The organism is Bacillus mycoides (assembly GCF_018742245.1).
Taxonomy (GTDB): domain Bacteria; phylum Bacillota; class Bacilli; order Bacillales; family Bacillaceae_G; genus Bacillus_A; species Bacillus_A cereus_U.
The window spans coordinates 1-17,974 of sequence record NZ_CP036132.1 but is presented as its reverse complement, the minus strand read 5'-3'; the positions used below and the strand labels follow the sequence as shown (position 1 = coordinate 17,974).

Below are 17,974 nucleotides of genomic sequence, written 5' to 3'. Positions count from 1 at the left end.
GCTTTTAAAACCAACCTTTTACTGTATCAACAGCACTATTCCACATACCACTAAAGAAAGAACCAATTCCGCGCATAGAACGTGTGAACCAGCCTGCCTCTTCTACTTCAGATTTTGTTATAAGGTCTACTTGTAATGATTTTCCTGATAAAAATCCGGGATCATTACTATCTTTAGACGTTACAACCATTTGGCCAAGTGCAACTCCCTTTTTCATAGGTGCTTCTTGTCCCTTATTTCCTTCTTTAAATTCTGTTTTATAAACGTCTTTACTTCCCTTTGGCACAGGAAGTGAAACAGCTTGCTTCGTTTGAACTGCTACATCTTTATCTTTCGCATTTTCAACTCTTACTGTTTCTTTTCCTTTGACCGAAGAACCTTTTTCGTACATTTTCTTCATTTCAAAGTTAGCAAAGCCATAATCATATAATTTCTTTGTCTCATCAAATCTTGCCGTGTGAGATTTTGTTTTAATAACTACAGAAATGAAACGCATACCATTTCTTTCAATCGTACCAGTGAAACAATCTCCTGCTTCTGGAGTTGATCCTGTTTTCAGACCATCTACGCCTTCGTATTCCTTAATTAACCCTTTTAACATCCAGTTCCAGTTAGGCATTTCGATCCGATCCGGAGTACCTTCACGGAATACTTTTTTTGAAATTTTTGCTATGTCTAATGTTTTAGGGAAATCTTGAATAAGACGTTGTGCTAAAATTGCTACATCTCTCGCAGACATTTTATTTTCTTCATCTGGAGTTGTCCCTTCAGGATGGTGTCCTTTTAAATCTTTGTTCGTTAAGCCCGTAGAATTTACAAACTTATAATTTTTTAATCCAAACTCTTTCGATTTATCATTCATCATTTTTACAAAGTCTACTTCTTTTCCAGCAACTGCTTCAGCTAACGCTATCGTTGCACCATTAGCAGAATAAATTGCCATTGCTTCGTATAGCTCTTTTACTGTATAAGATTCACCATTTCGTAGAGGCACGTTCGATAATGAACGATCTTGCGAAATGTTATACGCATATTCGGAAACCTTAACTTTTTGATCCCATTTTAGTTTCCCTTTCGCAATAGCCTCGTTCACTAGGTATTCACTCATCATTTTTGTCATACTAGCAATTGATAATAACTCATCTGCATTTTTTTGATATAAAATCTTCCCAGAATTCGCTTCTACTAAAATTGCCGCACCTGCTTCAATGTTTAAAGCGGCTCCTGTTTCTGCTGATGCATTGCTATATGGTACAAGCATGCTACAAGCTATTGTAAGCACTGTTACCAACGCAATGAATCTTTTGCAAAACATACCTTTCACTTTTGCTACCCCCAATATCTATGTACTCACATAACCGTTATTCTAACATAATCAAAAAAAAATAGACAGAGATATCAAATCTCTGTCTATTTGTATATAAGACATTATAATGAGTAGTTTGGAGCCTCTTTTGTAATCTGTACGTGATGAGGATGGCTTTCACGTAAACCTGCACCTGACATACGAATGAACTGTGCATTCTCACGTAAGAATTCTAAATTCTGTGCTCCGCAATATCCCATACCTGCACGTAATCCACCAACTAATTGATGAACTGTATCTGCTAAAGGTCCTTTATATGGTACGCGTCCTTCAATACCTTCAGGAACAAGTTTTTTGTTTCCTTCTTGGAAGTAACGATCTTTACTTCCTTTTTCCATCGCTCCAACAGAACCCATACCACGATATACTTTAAATTGGCGACCTTGGTAAATTTCAGTTTCTCCAGGGCTTTCAGCAACACCAGCAAACATACTACCTAGCATAACAACGTGTGCTCCTGCTGCTAAAGCTTTAACCATATCACCAGAGTACTTAACACCGCCATCAGCAATAACTGGAATACCGTGTTTACGAGCTTCTGTTGCACAATCATACACTGCTGTTAATTGTGGTACACCAACACCAGCTACAACACGCGTTGTACAAATAGAACCTGGTCCAATACCAACTTTAACTACGTTTGCACCAGCCTCAATTAATGCTTTCGTTGCTTCAGCTGTAGCAACATTTCCAGCGATAATATTTAGTGCTGGATATTTCGCACGAACTTCTTTTACCTTTTCAATAACACCTTTAGAATGCCCATGAGCTGTATCAAGTACAATTGCATCTACGCTAGCTTTTACTAATGCATCGATACGAAGCATAGCATCAGCCGTTACACCAACAGCTGCTCCAACTAATAAGCGTCCTTGCTTATCTTTAGCAGAGTTTGGGAATTCAATTACTTTTTCAATATCTTTTATTGTAATAAGCCCTTGTAATACACCGTTATTATCAACAAGAGGGAGCTTTTCAATTTTATACTTTTGTAGGATCTTTTCAGCTTCTTCCAGTGTAGTACCAACTGGAGCTGTAATTAACTGTTCTTTTGTCATTACGTCAGAAATTTTGATTGAGTAGTCTTGGATGAAACGCATATCACGATTTGTAATAATACCAACTAATTTTCGCTCATCTAAATTATTTACAACTGGTACACCTGAGATACGATATTTTCCCATAAGATGTTCTGCATCATATACTTGATGTTCTGGAGTTAAGAAGAAAGGATCTGAAATAACGCCGCTTTCAGAGCGCTTTACTTTATCAACTTGCTCTGCCTGTTGCTCAATAGACATATTCTTATGAATAATTCCTAAACCGCCTTGGCGAGCCATTGCAATAGCCATGTCAGCTTCTGTTACTGTATCCATTCCTGCACTAATTAACGGGATGTTTAGCTGTAAGCTTTCAGATAAAACTGTTTTAACACTTACTTCTCTTGGTAATATATCTGACCTCGCTGGTACAAGTAATACATCATCAAAAGTCAAACCTTCTTTAACAAATTTAGATTCCCACATAATTGTTCCCCCCATGATACCAGAAATTATTATTAGTAGCTTATCAATTGGTTAAAATACTGTCAAGGACGTATATATATGTTAGAATTTTTAGACAATAAAAGGAGCGTAATATATGCATCAAACACATTGCACTTGGCAGCAATTAAGTTTCTTTTTTTCATCTCAAAATGTACAACGTTATCTTGCCCGTTGTTATGAAAAATCCTCCATACAAGATGCTGAAAAAAAAAGTTTTGAAAACTGTTATCCCTTTATTTACTACTTAGAACACGGGAAAAATTATTATGAATTATATAAGGTGGCCCCCTTTTCGATTCAGCCAATGTTGTTATTTTATGGAATTAGCCAACTGTTTAAAGCTTGCTTGTTAACTATTGATCCTAACTACCCAGAATCAACTACTGTTTTAGCTCATGGCGTTACAACTCGTAAACGAAAAAAACAGGGGTATCAATTTTTAGAAGATGAGGTGAAAATACAGAAAAACGGATTGTTTACTCACGTTGCAGAACAACTGTTTCACATGAAACACTTAGAAGCGGAGAAGTTTAATATGTTAGAGCTAATGGGGAATATTCCTGAATTACAAAATTTGTTGCGCTATAGTCAAAAAGTATCAACTTTATATAAGATCGATTCAACAAATAAAAATGAGCTCTCCTTTTCAGTCAATATATTAGATCGATTACATATGACTAAAGAGCGATTTTCTCGTTACATCGAAACAACTTGTAAGCATTTATCAATACAACACGTACCTGAGAAAAATAATGAATTAAATTTGTTTTTTTCGGCACCTATTCAATCATGGAATCCTATGTATAGTACACCTTTATACTACGAGCATCTTACTGACACTTATTATTTACCACTTACAACCGAACCTAGAAACTCTAAACCAGTGTTGCCTGAGCTCCTTGTTCACTATTTATTGCTCTATAATTTAAGCATGATTTCTAGGTACGAAACAGATTGGTGGTATGACTTACTTGGAAGCTATGGCTCTGAAGATTATCCATTTATTTATCAGTTTCTCAATATTTCTGCTCAAAAAATCCCTTACTATATTTCAACATTTTTACTAACAGAACCGGGCCTATTTCATGGGAAATAAAAAAACACAAGTCAAAAGACTTGTGTTTTTATCTTGCTTGGCGACGTCCTACTCTCACAGGGACAAGGTCCCAACTACCATCGGCGCTAGAGAGCTTAACTTCCGTGTTCGGTATGGGAACGGGTGTGACCTCTCTGCCATCATCACCAAACTATGAAGGCATATTCCTTCAAAACTAGATAACATTTGCTTCATATTATATGGTTAAGTCCTCGATCTATTAGTATTCGTCAGCTCCACATGTCACCATGCTTCCACCTCGAACCTATCAACCTGATCATCTTTCAGGGATCTTACTAGCTTACGCTATGGGAAATCTCATCTTGAGGGGGGCTTCATGCTTAGATGCTTTCAGCACTTATCCCTTCCGCACATAGCTACCCAGCTATGCCCTTGGCAGAACAACTGGTACACCAGCGGTGCGTCCATCCCGGTCCTCTCGTACTAAGGACAGCTCCTCTCAAATTTCCTGCGCCCACGACGGATAGGGACCGAACTGTCTCACGACGTTCTGAACCCAGCTCGCGTACCGCTTTAATGGGCGAACAGCCCAACCCTTGGGACCGACTACAGCCCCAGGATGCGATGAGCCGACATCGAGGTGCCAAACCTCCCCGTCGATGTGGACTCTTGGGGGAGATAAGCCTGTTATCCCCGGGGTAGCTTTTATCCGTTGAGCGATGGCCCTTCCATGCGGAACCACCGGATCACTAAGCCCGACTTTCGTCCCTGCTCGACTTGTAGGTCTCGCAGTCAAGCTCCCTTATGCCTTTGCACTCTACGAATGATTTCCAACCATTCTGAGGGAACCTTTGGGCGCCTCCGTTACACTTTAGGAGGCGACCGCCCCAGTCAAACTGCCCACCTGACACTGTCTCCCGGGTCGATAAGACCCGTAGGTTAGAATTTCAATACAGTCAGGGCGGTATCCCACCAGCGCCTCCACCGAAGCTAGCGCTCCGGTTTCAATGGCTCCCGCCTATCCTGTACAAACTGTACCAAAATTCAATATCAGGCTACAGTAAAGCTCCACGGGGTCTTTCCGTCCTGTCGCGGGTAACCTGCATCTTCACAGGTACTATAATTTCACCGAGTCTCTGGTTGAGACAGTGCCCAAATCGTTACACCTTTCGTGCGGGTCGGAACTTACCCGACAAGGAATTTCGCTACCTTAGGACCGTTATAGTTACGGCCGCCGTTTACTGGGGCTTCAGTTCAGAGCTTCGCTTACGCTAACCCCTCTCCTTAACCTTCCAGCACCGGGCAGGTGTCAGCCCCTATACTTCGCCTTACGGCTTCGCAGAGACCTGTGTTTTTGCTAAACAGTCGCTTGGGCCTATTCACTGCGGCTTTCCGTTAAGAAAGCACCCCTTCTCCCGAAGTTACGGGGTCATTTTGCCGAGTTCCTTAACCAGAGTTCTCTCGCACACCTTAGGATTCTCTCCTCGCCTACCTGTGTCGGTTTGCGGTACAGGCACCTTTTATCTCGCTAGAAGCTTTTCTTGGCAGCGGGGAATCAAAGACTTCGCTCCATAAGGAGCTTCCCCATCACAGCTCAGCCTTCACGATAAGCGGATTTGCCTACTTATCAGCCTAACTGCTTGGACGTGCACAACCAATCGCACGCTTCTTCTATCCTTCTGCGTCCCTCCATTGCTCAAACGATAAAGAGGTGGTACAGGAATATCAACCTGTTGTCCATCGCCTACGCCTGTCGGCCTCGGCTTAGGTCCTGACTAACCCTGAGCGGACGAGCCTTCCTCAGGAAACCTTAGGCATTCGGTGGACGGGATTCTCACCCGTCTTTCGCTACTCATACCGGCATTCTCACTTCTAAGCGCTCCACCAGTCCTTCCGGTCTGACTTCACTGCACTTAGAACGCTCCCCTACCACTGATACCATTGGTATCAATTCGCAGCTTCGGTGGTGTATTTAGCCCCGGTACATTTTCGGCGCAGAGTCACTCGACTAGTGAGCTATTACGCACTCTTTAAATGGTGGCTGCTTCTGAGCCAACATCCTAGTTGTCTAAGCAACTCCACATCCTTTTCCACTTAATACACACTTTGGGACCTTAGCTGGCGATCTGGGCTGTTTCCCTCTTGACTACGGATCTTATCACTCGCAGTCTGACTCCTAAGGATAAGTCATTGGCATTCGGAGTTTGACTGAATTCGGTAATCCGATGAGGACCCCTAGTTCAATCAGTGCTCTACCTCCAAGACTCTTACACTTAAGGCTAGCCCTAAAGCTATTTCGGGGAGAACCAGCTATCTCCAGGTTCGATTGGAATTTCTCCGCTACCCACACCTCATCCCCGCACTTTTCAACGTGCGTGGGTTCGGGCCTCCATTCAGTGTTACCTGAACTTCACCCTGGACATGGGTAGATCACCTGGTTTCGGGTCTACGACCACGTACTAAACGCCCTATTCAGACTCGCTTTCGCTGCGGCTCCGCCTCTTCAGCTTAACCTCGCACGGGATCGTAACTCGCCGGTTCATTCTACAAAAGGCACGCCATCACCCATTAACGGGCTCTGACTATTTGTAGGCACACGGTTTCAGGATCTCTTTCACTCCCCTTCCGGGGTGCTTTTCACCTTTCCCTCACGGTACTGGTTCACTATCGATCACTAGGGAGTATTTAGCCTTGGGAGATGGTCCTCCCAGATTCCGACGGAATTTCACGTGTTCCGCCGTACTCAGGATACATTCAAGAGAGAACGAAGTTTCGACTACGGGGTTGTTACCCTCTGTGACGGACCTTTCCAGGTCGCTTCGTCTACCTCGTTCCTTTGTAACTCCGTATAGAATGTCCTACAACCCCAAGAGGCAAGCCTCTTGGTTTGGGCTAGATTCCGTTTCGCTCGCCGCTACTCAGGAAATCGCATTTGCTTTCTCTTCCTCCAGGTACTTAGATGTTTCAGTTCCCTGGGTCTGTCTTCCATACCCTATGTATTCAGGTAAGGATACCATACCATTACGTATAGTGGGTTTCCCCATTCGGAAATCTTCGGATCAAAGCTTACTTACAGCTCCCCGAAGCATATCGGCGTTAGTCCCGTCCTTCATCGACTCCTAGTGTCAAGGCATCCACCGTGCGCCCTTTCTAACTTAACCAAACTAAAATTAAAAAAATATGAGCTACACTGTTATCTAGTTTTCAAAGAACATACCATTTGCTATATAAAATAGCTTTTTGGTGGAGCCTAGCGGGATCGAACCGCTGACCTCCTGCGTGCAAGGCAGGCGCTCTCCCAGCTGAGCTAAGGCCCCGTAAAATGTATGGTGGGCCTAAATGGACTCGAACCATCGACCTCACGCTTATCAGGCGTGCGCTCTAACCAGCTGAGCTATAGGCCCATACAAATTGCGGAATTTATTTATATCATATTCCTATTTAAGAGTCAATACTTATATTGAACTCTCAAAACTAAACGAAAACGAAACACGGAAACTTATATTGACGAACAGTGTTCATCAATTCTCCATAGAAAGGAGGTGATCCAGCCGCACCTTCCGATACGGCTACCTTGTTACGACTTCACCCCAATCATCTGTCCCACCTTAGGCGGCTGGCTCCATAAAGGTTACCCCACCGACTTCGGGTGTTACAAACTCTCGTGGTGTGACGGGCGGTGTGTACAAGGCCCGGGAACGTATTCACCGCGGCATGCTGATCCGCGATTACTAGCGATTCCAGCTTCATGTAGGCGAGTTGCAGCCTACAATCCGAACTGAGAACGGTTTTATGAGATTAGCTCCACCTCGCGGTCTTGCAGCTCTTTGTACCGTCCATTGTAGCACGTGTGTAGCCCAGGTCATAAGGGGCATGATGATTTGACGTCATCCCCACCTTCCTCCGGTTTGTCACCGGCAGTCACCTTAGAGTGCCCAACTTAATGATGGCAACTAAGATCAAGGGTTGCGCTCGTTGCGGGACTTAACCCAACATCTCACGACACGAGCTGACGACAACCATGCACCACCTGTCACTCTGCTCCCGAAGGAGAAGCTCTATCTCTAGAGTTTTCAGAGGATGTCAAGACCTGGTAAGGTTCTTCGCGTTGCTTCGAATTAAACCACATGCTCCACCGCTTGTGCGGGCCCCCGTCAATTCCTTTGAGTTTCAGCCTTGCGGCCGTACTCCCCAGGCGGAGTGCTTAATGCGTTAACTTCAGCACTAAAGGGCGGAAACCCTCTAACACTTAGCACTCATCGTTTACGGCGTGGACTACCAGGGTATCTAATCCTGTTTGCTCCCCACGCTTTCGCGCCTCAGTGTCAGTTACAGACCAGAAAGTCGCCTTCGCCACTGGTGTTCCTCCATATCTCTACGCATTTCACCGCTACACATGGAATTCCACTTTCCTCTTCTGCACTCAAGTCTCCCAGTTTCCAATGACCCTCCACGGTTGAGCCGTGGGCTTTCACATCAGACTTAAGAAACCACCTGCGCGCGCTTTACGCCCAATAATTCCGGATAACGCTTGCCACCTACGTATTACCGCGGCTGCTGGCACGTAGTTAGCCGTGGCTTTCTGGTTAGGTACCGTCAAGGTGCCAGCTTATTCAACTAGCACTTGTTCTTCCCTAACAACAGAGTTTTACGACCCGAAAGCCTTCATCACTCACGCGGCGTTGCTCCGTCAGACTTTCGTCCATTGCGGAAGATTCCCTACTGCTGCCTCCCGTAGGAGTCTGGGCCGTGTCTCAGTCCCAGTGTGGCCGATCACCCTCTCAGGTCGGCTACGCATCGTTGCCTTGGTGAGCCGTTACCTCACCAACTAGCTAATGCGACGCGGGTCCATCCATAAGTGACAGCCGAAGCCGCCTTTCAATTTCGAACTATGCAGTTCAAAATATTATCCGGTATTAGCCCCGGTTTCCCGGAGTTATCCCAGTCTTATGGGCAGGTTACCCACGTGTTACTCACCCGTCCGCCGCTAACTTCATAAGAGCAAGCTCTTAATCCATTCGCTCGACTTGCATGTATTAGGCACGCCGCCAGCGTTCATCCTGAGCCAGGATCAAACTCTCCAATAAAGTTAGTTTGTCTAGCATCTAAAAATAAAAATTGACGTTTCACGTTGTTTGTTTCGTTTAGTTTTCAAAGTTCAACATCGCGTTTCAGCGACTTTCATAATATATCATAGTATATTATTTTCGTCAACAAGTTTTTTTCGATAACTTGTATCTCTCATTTGCTGACTCTGCCTATTATATACACTTTACTATTGCTATGCAAGTATTATTATAAAAAAATAAGAGGGGGAGAAATCCCCACTCTTATTCTTCAGAAGAAACCTCTTCGCTAATTTCTTCTTCTTCTTCATCCTTTTGTGCTTTTGCTACTGTCGCTACCTCTTGCTCATCCCCTAATCGAATTAGACGAACACCTTGTGTATTACGCCCCATTTGAGAGATTTGATCAACTGGCATACGAATAATAACACCCGCTACTGTAATTAACATAATGTCTTCTTCACCTGTTACAGACTTAACCGCTACTAATTTACCGTTCTTGTCTGTAATGTTACAAGTCTTCAGACCTTTACCACCACGACTCTGTAGTCGATACTCTTCAACCGGCGTACGCTTACCATACCCGTTCTTCGTTACGATTAAGACATTCGTATCCTCTTCAACAATTTCCATACCTACTACTTGGTCCTCTTCGCCTAGTGTAATAGCTTTTACACCAGCTGCATTACGGCCCATAGAACGTACATCCTGTTCATTGAAGCGAATCAACATACCGTTGCTTGTCCCTACGATAATATCTTTATCACCAGATGTTAAACGTACAGAAATTAATTCATCTTCTTCACGAAGCGAAATTGCAATTAAACCGTTCGTACGTATATTTGCAAATGATGAGAGCGGCGTTCTCTTAGAAATACCTTGTTTCGTTGTAAAGAATAAGAACTGGTCGTCACCAAATTCACGAATTGGAATAATAGCGTTGATCCACTCACCCTTATCTACCCCTAATAGATTAATAATTGGTATGCCTTTTGCCGTACGACTATACTCTGGAATTTCATATCCTTTTGTACGGTATACTTTACCCTTGTTTGTGAAGAATAAAATATGATCATGAGTAGACGTTGTTAATAGATGTTCAACAAAGTCATCATCATTCGTACCCATTCCTTGTACACCACGTCCCCCACGGTTCTGTGTTTTGTACGTAGAAGCCGGTAACCTCTTAATATAACCATTATGAGTAAGTGTAATTGCGATATTTTGTTCTGGGATTAAATCTTCATCCTCTATAGCTTCCATACCGCCAATTGTAATTTCCGTTCTTCTCTTATCATTAAAACGATCTTTTACTTCAGCTAATTCCTCGCGAATAATTTCAAGAACTTTTTCTTCGTCTGCTAAGATTGCTTTTAACTCCGCAATTATCTTCATTAAGTCTTGATATTCTTGTTCGATTTTTTCGCGCTCTAATCCGGTTAAACGTTGCAAACGCATATCTAAAATCGCTTGCGCTTGTTTCTCACTTAAGCCGAAACGTTCCATTAAACCTTGTTTTGCAATATCAGCTGTTTTTGAACTACGGATTAAAGTAATAACTTCATCAAGATGATCTAAAGCAATTCGTAATCCTTCTAAAATATGAGCACGCGCTTCTGCTTTCTCTAATTCATAAGCAGTACGTCTACGAATTACTACCTTTTGATGTTCTAAATAATAATATAGATTTTGTTTTAAATTCAGGACTTGTGGCTCTCCATTTACAAGAGACAACATATTAATACCGAAACTTGTTTGAAGTGCTGTATGTTTATATAGATTATTTAATAGTACATTGGCATTGGCATCACGACGTACTTCCATAACGATACGCATACCATTTCGGTCCGATTCATCACGTAAATCTGTAATACCTTCAATTTTCTTATCACGAACTAATTCTGCAATCTTTTCAATTAATCGCGCCTTATTAACTTGATAAGGTAGTTCTGTTACGATAATAGTTTGTTTACCATTTGCTCTTTCTTCAATTTCAACTTTAGCACGAAGTATAATAGAACCGCGACCTGTTTCGTAAGCTCTTCGAATTCCACTTCGCCCTAAGATTAAACCTGATGTTGGGAAGTCTGGTCCAGGAATATATTCCATTAATTCCGCGATAGTGATATCAGGGTTATGACTTAATGCCAACACACCATCAATTACTTCTCCAAGTTGATGCGGTGGAATGTTTGTTGCCATACCAACCGCAATACCCGTCGTACCATTGACTAATAAGTTAGGGAAACGCGCTGGTAATACAACTGGTTCTCTTTCAGAACCATCATAGTTATCTTGATAATCAATTGTATTCTTTGTAATATCGCGTATTAATTCCATAGAAATCTTAGACATTCTTGCTTCTGTATAACGCATTGCTGCCGCTGAATCTCCATCAACAGAACCGAAATTACCATGTCCATCAACAAGCATGTAACGTTGGCTAAAATCTTGCGCCATACGTACCATTGTTTCATAAACAGCTGAATCACCGTGCGGGTGATACTTACCAATTACTTCGCCGACAATACGCGCCGACTTCTTATATGCTTTATCAGCTGTAATTCCTAAATCATTCATCGCATATAAAACCCTACGATGAACCGGCTTTAATCCATCACGAACATCTGGTAATGCACGAGACACGATAACACTCATTGCGTAATCTAAAAATGAGGTACGCATTTCATGACTAATATTAATTTCTCGAATTCGTGCTTGTTGTTGATTGTCTGACATCAACGAGCACCTCCTCTTACATTTCCGTTACACATACATTGATTTATATGTAGAAGACAGGAATACTTAGATTCCTGTCATTACTCACTTAAATATCAAGGTTTTTCACGTATTTTGCATTTTCTTGGATAAAGTTACGACGCGGCTCTACTTTATCACCCATTAAAATTTCAAATGTTTCATCCGCTTCAATTGCATCTTGAAGGGAAACTTGAAGTAATGAACGTACTTCTGGGTCCATTGTCGTCTCCCACAGCTGAGTTGGATTCATTTCCCCTAGACCTTTATAACGCTGAATCCCAGGCTTAGGTTGAGCTGGTAATTCAGCTAGTATTTTTTCAAGTTCTTTATTGTTATAAGCATATTGAATTTTTTTACCTTGTTGTACTTTAAACAACGGTGGCTGTGCGATATATATATAACCACACTCAATGATTTGACGCATATAACGATAGAAGAACGTTAATAATAGGGTACGAATATGCGCACCATCAACATCGGCATCTGTCATAATAATAACTTTATGATATCGAGCTTTTTCAATATCAAAATCCCCACCAATATTTGTACCTATTGCTGTAATAATTGTACGAACTTCATCATTTGATAAAATCTTATCTAAACGTGCCTTTTCAACGTTAATAATTTTACCCTTCAGTGGTAAAATCGCTTGGAAATGACGATCGCGTCCTTGTTTTGCAGATCCGCCCGCAGAGTCACCCTCCACGATATAAATTTCGCTAATTGCTGGATCTTTAGAAGAACAATCAGCTAGCTTCCCTGGTAAACTTGAAACTTCTAGAGCACTCTTTCGGCGCGTTAGTTCACGCGCCTTTTTAGCCGCTACACGTGCACGCGCTGCCATAGTCCCTTTATCTATAATTTTACGTGCAACATTGGGATTTTCTAGTAAGAACTTTTCAAACGCCTCTGAGAATACAGACTCTGTAATCGTTCTCGCTTCACTATTTCCAAGTTTCGTCTTTGTTTGTCCTTCAAATTGTGGATTTGGATGCTTAATTGACACGATTGCTGTTAAACCTTCACGAACATCTTCACCAGTTAAATTACTATCCGCATCTTTTAAAATATTATTTTTACGACCATAATCGTTAATTACACGTGTTAGAGCAGTCTTAAAACCTACCTCATGTGTACCGCCTTCATACGTATGAATATTATTCGTAAATGAATAAATATGATTTGTATAGCCTTCGTTATATTGAAGAGCAACCTCAACTTGAATCCCATCTTTTGAACCGTCAACATATACAGGTTCTTCATGAATCGGTTGTTTTGAACGATTTAAATGTTCAACATATGATTTAATTCCACCTTCATAATGGAATTCTTTCTTTTGCTTATGTTCACGCTTATCTTCAATTGTTAATTTAATATTACGATTTAAAAACGCCAACTCACGCATACGAGTAGCTAATGTATCAAATTCGTATTCTGTCGTCTCTGTAAAAATTTCTGCATCTGGCTTAAAGCGTGTGATCGTTCCTGTACGATCAGTTTCACCTATTACTTTTAAATCCGCAGCCGGGATCCCACGTTCATACTTTTGATAGTGTATTTTTCCATCTCGATGTACAAATACCTCTAATTCTGTTGATAAAGCATTTACAACAGATGCACCTACTCCATGCAAACCACCGGAGACTTTATAACCGCCACCGCCAAATTTACCACCGGCATGGAGTACAGTCATAATAACTTCTACAGCAGGACGTCCCATTTTCTCTTGAATACCAACAGGGATACCACGACCATCATCTGTTACAACAATACTATTATCTTCTTCAATACTGACATTAATTTCATCACAATATCCCGCTAAAGCTTCGTCAATACTGTTATCAACTATTTCCCATACGAGGTGATGAAGACCTTTTCCACTTGTAGAACCGATATACATACCAGGACGCTTACGAACCGCTTCCAGCCCTTCTAACACCTGGATCTGACTTTCATCATATGCATTTTCCTGCATTTGCTTTTGTTCCATTGACACAAAGATCACCTACTTTTCCATTTAAACAGAAATTATTTCCTGTCTATTTCACAATCTACCGTGCCGTTCGTTACATGAATTGTTTTCGCTTCTTTCAATGTTTCGTGTTCAATTCCGTCGACACTCGTCGTTGTCACAAAGGTTTGTACTTTTCCTTGAATTGTATTTAGCAGATGCGATTGGCGATAATCATCTAATTCTGATAACACATCATCTAGTAAAAGGATTGGATATTCCTTAACCTCTGAGTATATCAATTCAATTTCAGCCAATTTCAGGGATAGTGCGGTTGTTCGTTGTTGTCCTTGTGAACCAAAGACTTGAACATTTTTACTATTAACGAAGAATTGTAAATCATCACGATGAGGACCGAGTAAAGTTGTACCACGGAAAATTTCACGTTGTTTCACAGATTGAAAACTTTCATAGTATACTTCTTTTATTTTCGACAAATCCATTGATTCTGATACATCTACACTTGGTTTATAAACGATTTCTAACTCCTCTAATCCCCTGCTAATTCCGCGATGAATTGGAGCAGCCCATTCTTGTAGTAAATGCAAAAATTCAAAACGTTTCCGCAAAATTTTTGCACCATGCTCAATAAGTTGAAGTGTAAATACATCCAACATCGTTTCCTCATTTTTACTATTCCCTTGCATCTTCTTAAGTAAATGATTTCGTTGCGTGAGTACCTTTTGGTATTGACTTAATTCATACAAATAGACTGGAGCTATTTGTCCAAGTTCCATATCCAAAAAGCGTCTTCGTACTTGAGGGCTTCCTTTTACAAGATTTAAATCTTCTGGGGCAAACATAACAACATTCATTTCACCAATATACTGGCTCAATTTTTGTTGTTCTAACTGATTTAACTTTGCCTTTTTACCTTTTTTTGAAATATTTAATTCTAAGGATAATGAGCTATTTCGCCTTTGTAATCTACCTTTTATATTACCATAATCCTCATCCCAACGAATGAGTTCACGATCGTTCGAAGTTCTATGGGATTTAGCCATCGCCAATACATAAATAGCTTCCATCAGATTCGTTTTCCCTTGCGCATTTTCACCAATAATTACATTGACTTTATCCTCAAAGGAAAGCTCCAAATGCTCATAATTGCGATAGTTTTTTAATTGTATTTCTGTAATAAACAAAGGGATCCCCCTTTATGCCTGAACTTGGAAAGTTCCGCTTCCCGGAATTTCAACAATATCATTTGCATATAACTTTCGGCCTCTTCTATTTTCAAGTTCTTGATTCACGTATACTTCATATTCTTGTAAGAACCATTTCACAGCGCCACCTGTATCAATTACATCAGCTAACTTTAAAAATTGTCCTAGTGTAATGTATTCTGTTGAAATCTTAATAAGTTTCATAAAATCGCTCACTTTCTGAAAGTGTTCATTCTTTCATTGTACTAAATAAACTAGCATTAGGAAAGTAATACCCTACAAATCAAATAAGGGTCACTAGTACCTTTACACTAGCAACCCTTAATCCTTACTTAGTAAGTACGGACTGGTAAAATTAATTGGATAATGGAATTATCATTTACTGTACGAATTAAGAACGGTCTCATCGCCCCAGTAAAACTAACTTTAATTTCTGTACTATCTAGAGCTTTTAATGCGTCCATCATATATTTTGCACTAAAAGATATTTTTAATTCTTCTCCATCTACATTTTCACATTGAACCTCTTCTACTACTTTTCCGATTTCTGGTGCATTTGAAGAGATCTCTAACATCTGTTGTTCTAATGTTGATAATTTAACAACGTTGTTACGACCATCTCTTGCTAATAGCGACGCACGATCAATCGCTTGTAAAAATTCTTTTGTATTTACAAAAATATCAGTTTTACTTTCAGCTGGAATTAAACGCGTTGTATCTGGATAATTTCCTTCTAATAATCTTGAGAAGAATAATAAATGTTTTGTACGGAATAATACTTGATACTCCGTAATAACGATATCTACCATTTCTTCAGACTCATCTAGAATTTTACTTAATTCATTTAGGCTTTTACCAGGAATAACAACATTTGATTGAAATTCCTCAGTAATATTATACCCTTCGATTTTCGCTTTACGAAGTGCTAGCCTATGACTATCTGTTGCAATGCAAGTTAGCTCGCTGTTATATACCTTCCAGTTTACACCTGTCAAGATCGGTCTTGTTTCAGAACTTGAAACTGCAAATACTGTTTGACGAATCATGTGCTTTAGTAAATCTGTTGGAATCTTAAATACATGATGTTCTTCGATTTGTGGTAATAACGGATATTCAGCAGCATCTAAACCATTTAAGTTGAACTCTGATTTCCCAGATTTTATTTTTGTCATAAAATGATTTTCCACAGAAATTTCGACAGTTTCTTTAGGTAATTTTTTTACGATCTCACTAAAATATTTTGCTTGTAAAATAATACTTCCTGATTGTTCAATTTCCACAATTTCTTTTCCAGCATCTTCGACTGGGATAAATGATTCGATAGAGATGTCTGCATCACTACCTGTTAAAGTAACTCCTTCTTCAGTTGCTACAACTTTAATCCCTGTAAGAATTGGAATTGTTGTACGAGAAGAAACTGCCTTCATTACATCTTGTACACTTCTTACAAGATAGTCTTTTTGTATTGTAAAACGCATAACGAAAAACCTCCGGTAAGTATAAGATTTTATTTATTTAATAAAGATAAAAAAGTAGTAGTAATAGTAATAGGGCTTGTGGATATGTGGATAACCCTGTTTAAAGATGTAAAAACAGTCTATCTACATGTGGATAGACTGTGCGTAAAATAAGCTAAGTTATTCACACTATTCAGCTACTACTATTTTAAAATATCCTTAACTTCTTCAACGTGTTTTTGTAATTGAGTATCCGTTTTTAATAGCTTCGAAATTTTTTCGTGAGCATGGATTACTGTTGTATGATCGCGGCCACCAAATTCTTCACCTATTTTTGGCAAAGATGAGTCCGTAAGTTCACGTGATAAATACATCGCAATTTGGCGAGGGAATGCAACGGATTTTGTCCGTTTTTTTGCTTTGAAATCTTCTAACTTTACTTGATAGACGCCCCCAACAGCCTTTTGAATATCAGAAATAGAAATAATTCTAGGTATAGAGTTTGGAATAATATTTTTAAGCGCTTCAGCCGCTAAATCAGCATTCATATCTTTATTAATTAAAGATGAATAAGCTACAACTCGAATAAGTGCACCCTCTAGTTCACGAATATTTGAATCGATTTGATTTGCAATATAAAGCATAACTTCATTTGGTATATCAAGACCTTCTGCTTTCGCTTTTTTACGTAAAATTGCGATTCTAGTTTCTAAATCTGGTGGCGTAATGTCCGTAATTAACCCCCATTCAAAGCGAGAACGAAGGCGATCTTCTAAAGTTGGGATTTCTTTTGGTGGTCTATCGCTTGAAATCACAATTTGTTTACTTTCTTCATGTAACGCATTAAATGTATGGAAAAACTCTTCCTGTGTTTGTTCTTTTCCAGCAAGAAATTGAATATCATCTATCAATAAGACATCTACATTACGATATTTATTACGAAAATCGACAGCTTTATTATCACGAATTGAGTTAATAAATTCATTTGTAAATTTTTCAGATGATAAATATACAACTTTTGCATTCGGGTTGTGTTCAATTACATAATGCCCAATTGCGTGCATTAAATGTGTTTTTCCAAGTCCAACGCCCCCGTAAATAAAGAGCGGATTATAGGCTTTAGCTGGTGCCTCAGCTACAGCTAAAGAAGCAGCATGTGCAAATCGATTACCAGAGCCAATAACAAATGTATCAAATGTATATTTTGGGTTTAACATACTCTGTGGTAAGTGATTAGACTCATCATGTGCGTGTTTTTGCTTAACAGAAGGGAGATCTATATCCTCTTCTGCCTGACTTTGGGGAATGATAAAACGAATAGCTAGTTTTGCCCCTGTTAAATCATAAAGTGTTTCGGAGATTAGTTCCGAATAATGAGATTCTAGCCAGTCACGAGCGAATTCATTTGGAGCTGTAATAGTTAATACATCTTTTTTTAAGTTATGAGCAGTTGTTGACTTTAACCAGGTTTCATAACTTGGCTTGCTTACCTTTTTTTCTAATTCTTTTAAGGCACTATTCCATAAATCAGAGATATTTTCCAA

General features: G+C 40.1%; 9 protein-coding genes, 2 tRNA genes and 3 rRNA genes. 1 reads left to right on the top strand and 13 read right to left on the bottom strand.

The window, feature by feature from the left end; translation table 11 throughout:
• Window positions 1-4: 4 nt before the first annotated feature.
• Together EXW56_RS00070 and guaB are read right to left on the bottom strand one after the other, a co-directional pair.
• On the bottom strand, window positions 5-1,315 hold the full coding sequence (locus EXW56_RS00070; RefSeq protein WP_141558742.1) for a D-alanyl-D-alanine carboxypeptidase family protein: 1,311 nt from the start codon (window positions 1,313-1,315) through the stop codon (window positions 5-7).
• 113 nt (window positions 1,316-1,428) lie between these two features.
• Entirely contained in the window at window positions 1,429-2,892 is a 1,464-nt protein-coding gene (gene guaB, locus EXW56_RS00065; protein WP_002107266.1) for an IMP dehydrogenase, read from the bottom strand.
• Window positions 2,893-3,007: 115 nt separating this feature from the next.
• Between guaB and EXW56_RS00060 the strand changes: the two genes are divergently transcribed.
• Complete coding sequence (locus EXW56_RS00060) at window positions 3,008-4,009, top strand: YaaC family protein (RefSeq protein WP_002107265.1); 1,002 nt, start codon at window positions 3,008-3,010, stop codon at window positions 4,007-4,009.
• Between the two features lie 35 nt (window positions 4,010-4,044).
• On the opposite strand, the gene rrf is transcribed toward EXW56_RS00060, so the two are convergent.
• The 11 genes from rrf to dnaA all read right to left on the bottom strand — a co-directional run bounded on the left by rrf (window position 4,045) and on the right by dnaA (window position 17,974).
• Window positions 4,045-4,160: ribosomal RNA gene (rrf, locus tag EXW56_RS00055) — 5S ribosomal RNA — on the bottom strand.
• Window positions 4,161-4,209: 49 nt separating this feature from the next.
• A 23S ribosomal RNA gene (locus tag EXW56_RS00050) occupies window positions 4,210-7,131 on the bottom strand.
• A gap of 80 nt (window positions 7,132-7,211) precedes the next feature.
• Window positions 7,212-7,287: transfer RNA gene (locus EXW56_RS00045), tRNA-Ala, on the bottom strand.
• A 10-nt stretch (window positions 7,288-7,297) separates the two neighbouring features.
• Window positions 7,298-7,374 (bottom strand) — tRNA-Ile (locus EXW56_RS00040).
• A gap of 131 nt (window positions 7,375-7,505) precedes the next feature.
• Window positions 7,506-9,057: ribosomal RNA gene (locus tag EXW56_RS00035) — 16S ribosomal RNA — on the bottom strand.
• Together the 16S, 23S and 5S rRNA genes with 2 tRNA genes alongside form the textbook arrangement of a ribosomal RNA operon.
• Window positions 9,058-9,300: 243 nt before the next feature.
• Entirely contained in the window at window positions 9,301-11,775 is a 2,475-nt protein-coding gene (gyrA, locus tag EXW56_RS00030) for a DNA gyrase subunit A (RefSeq protein ID WP_002113241.1), read from the bottom strand.
• Between the two features lie 88 nt (window positions 11,776-11,863).
• Window positions 11,864-13,786, bottom strand: coding sequence for a DNA topoisomerase (ATP-hydrolyzing) subunit B (gene gyrB / locus EXW56_RS00025; protein ID WP_033714071.1), 1,923 nt, complete (start codon window positions 13,784-13,786; stop codon window positions 11,864-11,866).
• Window positions 13,787-13,824: 38 nt separating this feature from the next.
• On the bottom strand, window positions 13,825-14,952 hold the full coding sequence (gene recF / locus EXW56_RS00020) for a DNA replication/repair protein RecF (protein ID WP_002113239.1): 1,128 nt from the start codon (window positions 14,950-14,952) through the stop codon (window positions 13,825-13,827).
• 12 nt (window positions 14,953-14,964) lie between these two features.
• Entirely contained in the window at window positions 14,965-15,177 is a 213-nt protein-coding gene (gene yaaA / locus EXW56_RS00015; protein WP_002016484.1) for a S4 domain-containing protein YaaA, read from the bottom strand.
• A gap of 128 nt (window positions 15,178-15,305) precedes the next feature.
• Window positions 15,306-16,451: a DNA polymerase III subunit beta gene (dnaN, locus tag EXW56_RS00010; protein ID WP_002113238.1), complete on the bottom strand. Its 1,146-nt coding sequence runs from the start codon at window positions 16,449-16,451 to the stop codon at window positions 15,306-15,308.
• Window positions 16,452-16,633: 182 nt separating this feature from the next.
• Entirely contained in the window at window positions 16,634-17,974 is a 1,341-nt protein-coding gene (gene dnaA, locus EXW56_RS00005) for a chromosomal replication initiator protein DnaA (protein ID WP_002016481.1), read from the bottom strand.

Coding starts and splice junctions, on each gene's coding strand:
- yaaA (WP_002016484.1), bottom strand. CDS start 15,177: ATGAAACTTATTAAGATTTCAACAGAATACATTACACTAGGACAATTT.
- gyrB (WP_033714071.1), bottom strand. CDS start 13,786: ATGGAACAAAAGCAAATGCAGGAAAATGCATATGATGAAAGTCAGATC.
- EXW56_RS00070 (WP_141558742.1), bottom strand. CDS start 1,315: ATGTTTTGCAAAAGATTCATTGCGTTGGTAACAGTGCTTACAATAGCT.
- guaB (WP_002107266.1), bottom strand. CDS start 2,892: ATGTGGGAATCTAAATTTGTTAAAGAAGGTTTGACTTTTGATGATGTA.
- gyrA (WP_002113241.1), bottom strand. CDS start 11,775: ATGTCAGACAATCAACAACAAGCACGAATTCGAGAAATTAATATTAGT.
- EXW56_RS00060 (WP_002107265.1), top strand. CDS start 3,008: ATGCATCAAACACATTGCACTTGGCAGCAATTAAGTTTCTTTTTTTCA.
- dnaN (WP_002113238.1), bottom strand. CDS start 16,451: ATGCGTTTTACAATACAAAAAGACTATCTTGTAAGAAGTGTACAAGAT.